This window comes from Bartonella sp. AC62GZZY (assembly GCF_042196525.1).
In the GTDB taxonomy this organism is placed as follows: domain Bacteria; phylum Pseudomonadota; class Alphaproteobacteria; order Rhizobiales; family Rhizobiaceae; genus Bartonella.
This window is the reverse complement of the sequence record NZ_JBHIQN010000038.1, coordinates 1-4205: the sequence shown is the minus strand read 5'-3', so window position 1 is coordinate 4205 and position 4205 is coordinate 1. Positions and strand designations below refer to the sequence as shown.

2 protein-coding genes are annotated in these 4205 nt (G+C 44.9%); both read left to right on the top strand.

The genetic code is table 11. The annotated features are described in order from the left end of the window. Positions 1-29: 29 nt before the first annotated feature. Complete coding sequence (locus tag ACFIML_RS08885; protein ID WP_375615353.1) at positions 30-1826, top strand: ShlB/FhaC/HecB family hemolysin secretion/activation protein; 1797 nt, start codon at positions 30-32, stop codon at positions 1824-1826. A 25-nt stretch (positions 1827-1851) separates the two neighbouring features. Beyond that, positions 1852-4205: filamentous hemagglutinin N-terminal domain-containing protein (locus tag ACFIML_RS08880; RefSeq protein ID WP_375687974.1), on the top strand; the 2354-nt coding region annotated here is incomplete at its 3' end.

The window sequence follows — 4205 nt, the reverse complement described above, 5'->3', positions numbered from 1 at the left end:
TTCCATGAAGTTCTTTTAAAGAGTGCTTCATGAATAATGCAAAGCGGGGGCAGTCTGTATTGTTTTGTGTATTTTTACGCCAAAGTTCTCTTTTGAGAATTTTTCGTGCCATTGTTGTTTTCTTTGGCTTGTTTAGTGGTGTAAATGTTTATGCGCGCTCCTCAGCTATTTTTCATTCCCCAACCGATAATTTTTCTCGCGGGTATTCAGAAAAGCAGCAATTAGAAAGAATTGAGAAATTACAGTCTTTAACGCCTAAAAGGATCAAGACGCCTTCAGAGCAAAATCCAGAAATGCTTTTGGGTGGGAAGCAATGTTTTCCCATTCATGCTGTTGTTGTTGAGGGAGTGCATCATGTCAAAAAACGCTTTATATCAGCCGTAACAGAGCCTTATGTTGGAAGATGTATTGGTCTTTTTGATATTCAGCTCTTAATCAAGCAGTTAACCAAAGTTTATTTGGATCAAGGCTATGTAACGGCGCGTTTTTACATTCCTGATCAGGATATCAAAAACAGCAAGACGCTCAAATTTGTTGTCGTTGAGGGCAAGCTCTTAGAGATTTACTATAATGGTTCACCGACGTCTCGTTATAATAATGTTGTATGGAGTGCTTTTCCTGGGCTTCAAGGTCATGTTTTGAACATGCGCGATATTGAACAGGGGCTTGATCAGATCAACCGTTTGAGTTCAGCGCACGCTCAAAGCGAACTTCTTCCAGGGCGTGAAGAAGGGAGCACCATTGTCAATATTAACAATCATCCCGATAAAACTTTCAAGGTTACTGTTTCTCATGACAATATGGGACAATCTTCCACGGGTTATGCGCGTTATAGTGCGGGCTTGAGGGTAGAAAATATTTTAGGGATGAATGATGCGTGGGATTTTAACTATCAACGCAGTGAGCCCGATTATTGGGGTGGGAGCAAGCAAGAAGGACATAGTAATAACATTTCAGCGAGTGTGAGTATTCCGTATGGTTATTGGACCTTTGGATTGAATGGCACTGTTTATAATTACCAAAGCATTATCCCTGGCAATTTTACAGATATTGAGACGACGGGGGATTCCAGTGAGTTGCACGCCAGTACAAGCAGGGTTCTTTACCGTGATAGTGTTTCCCTTACAACTTTGAATTTGGGTCTTTCTTATAAAAGAACCAACAATTACCTCCTTGGTAATAAGATTGAAGTGGGCAGCCGTCAATATAGCGTCGCCAATTTTGGCATTTCGCATTCGCGCCAGATGTTGGGGGGGACCTGGACCTTTGATGTGAGTTATTTGCAAGGGCTCCCTTTGTTTCATTCAGTAAAGAAACATGCGCCAGGGGCAGGGGATGCGGAGCCACAATTTGCCAAATTTACTGGTACGCTTAGTGTCATGACGCCTTTTAAGGTAGGGGGATTGGACTTTATACTGAGCAATCTTTTGAGTGGTCAATATTCACCACATAATTTATTGGGTGCTGAACAGATTTCGTTGGGGGGCGCTTCCAATGTTCGTGGCACGCGTGAGAGTTTGCTTTTTGGCAATAACGGTTTTTTTAGCCGGAATGATTTGTTGCTACGCACCATTCCGTGGAGCAATCACGCGACCTTCAAAAAGGTTTTTGGTGAACTTCGCCCTTATGTTGGTTTGGATTATGGGCGTGTGTTTTCGCAAGCTTTTTATGGGATTAAGAGTGACCAGCTTGCCGGTTGGACAGCAGGTGTCAAGCTTGCGGGAGGCATGGTCTCTCTTGATGCCAGTTATTCCAGTATTTTTTGGAGCACAGTTAAGCACAAAAAATCAGGAACATTTTTTATGACATTAACAATGGAACTTTAAGCATTTTTTATTGGGGAGTTAACGTATGAGATATGAGAAGAGAGCAGAAAGAGCAGCTTTATTAGGTGTTTTAGTCTCCAGTACGATGCTCAAAAAGGTTTTATTTGGGGGACTTGGTTTTTCTTGTTTATTCGCATCTTCAGCGTTACAGGCGCAAATTACTGTGGATCCTAACGCGAATGCCGCCCATCGTCCAGATATAGTGGCAGCGCCCAATGGGGTTCCCTCGATTGATATTGTTACCCCCAATGGCAAGGGCTTATCACACAATAAATATTACGATTTTAATATTGGCAATGCAGGTGTGATTTGGAACAATCATGCACAAGAAGTGGGGCAATCGCAGTTGGGGGGCATTATGCCGGGCAATCCGCATTTGCGCCTCACGGGTTCGGCGAAAGTGATTTTAAATGAAGTAACCAGCAGCAAGCGCAGTGCGCTTCATGGTCCAGGAGAGGTTTTTGGGAGCCCAGCCGATGTGATTATAGCCAATCCCAATGGGATAAGCTGTGATGGTTGTGGCTTTATCAATACGCCCCATGCGACTTTAACCACAGGTGTTCCCGAAATTGATGCGAGTGGTTTTTTGAAAGGCTTTGAGGTGCGAGGTGGGGACATCACCTTTGGCGCCAAGGGAGCCAATTTTTTCTCAGGCCAAGGGGCGGTTGATATTGTCGATATTGTCTCACGCACAGTGCATTTTGAAGGAGCTGTTGCGGGCAGAGAAATTGGTGTGACAGCAGGGACGGGTCACTTTGATTATGCTTCACGGGAAATGAAAGAACTGACCGATATTACCGGTAAACCGGAATATGCGATAGATGGTTCTGCTTTGGGGGCTCTACAAGCGGATCAGATTAAACTTGTGGCAACCGAAAAAGGTGTTGGGGTTCGCATGCGCCATGATATGGCAGCCAATGCGGGGCAGTTGCATCTTTCTGCTGACGGGAAAATCTCGTTGAAGAATGTTTTTGGTCATGGGGGTGTTGTCCTCAAATCGAAAAGCCAGAGCGTATTGGCAAAGCACATCACCTCGAAAAAGCATATTGATATTGCCGCCCATAAGGATGTGACGTTAGAAACGGTTGGTGCTGATGGTCATTTGAAAATAGAGGCGCAGGATGGGCTTTTATCGATTGCCGGTAAGGCAACCTCTGGGGGCGATATGGAGCTGTCTTCGCGCCAGACACTTCAAGTTTCAGGGCTAGGGTCAGGTGCTGATATGGCTCTTGAATCGGGTGGAGACTTGAAGCTTGAGGGGATTGTTTTAGCGCAAGGGAATCTCAAGGCGCATGCCGGTGGTGATATACAAGCCCATTTTTTAGCCGGTGGGGTTGATATGGCGGCAACGGGTGCTGCTGGTGTTATTGTTCTTGGCACCCAAGGGGATGTTGATCTCCAGAGCAGTCAAGGTGCGATTGTCGCTGAAAGTGTTTATGGGGCAGGAGATATCGCCCTGGTTTCTCATAACGGGCTATCTGTTTCTCAAACAATTCTGTCGCATCAAAATGTTGCCATTCAAGCACAACCAGCAACAAATGCTCCCGTTCATTTTGGGCAACTTTTAGCCTATGGCAAGGCAAATATTGAGGGTGGGGCGGTTGACTTTTCTTCGCTGATGACGGGTGAAGAAGCTGTTTTAAAGGTTGGCAGCCTTGATGCAGGCACACTGATGACAGGTGTCGTTTCTACGGGCGGTTCAGGGGATCTTGTTTTAGATGAAAAGGGCTTTCTTTTGATTACAGCAAAAGAAGGGGTGAAGGTTGGTCAGATTGCCAGTGGTGGCAATATTGAAATTTTTGCAGGCAACGACATCTATTATGATCAGGTCATAGGCTATGGCAACGCAACATTGACATCGGTATCAGGAGAGATCAGTGTTGAGAATGTGTTGTCTGCTGAGGGGGATGTGAGATTGACGGCAAACACTCTCGATTTAAGCAATAATCGTTCTCATATTTACACGCCGCAAACGCTGTATTTAATTGCAGATCATATTGATGTCTCGGACAGTAAATTGACTTATGGCGGTTTAGATTTTAACAGCACCAATGCCCTTGATATTCACAATGCGCGGCTACAAGCCGTAAGAGATGGCGGTGGGACTGGAGATATTCTTTTTATTGCTCCAAGCGTTATGATTGATGAGACAACGTCGGTTTTAGCAGCCAGAGATTTCGTGATCAAAACGGGGGAGCTTGGAAATAGCGGTCAATTGGCATCGGGGCAGGATTTAGTCTTTAGCGTGACGGGCAATGTGACCAACAACAAAACGGGCTTAATTTATGTGAAGGGCAATGGTGCTTTACAAGTTGATGGGGCTTTGTTGAATGATTTTGGCACCATAATGGCAGAAGGTGATTTATCTTTTACCAATGC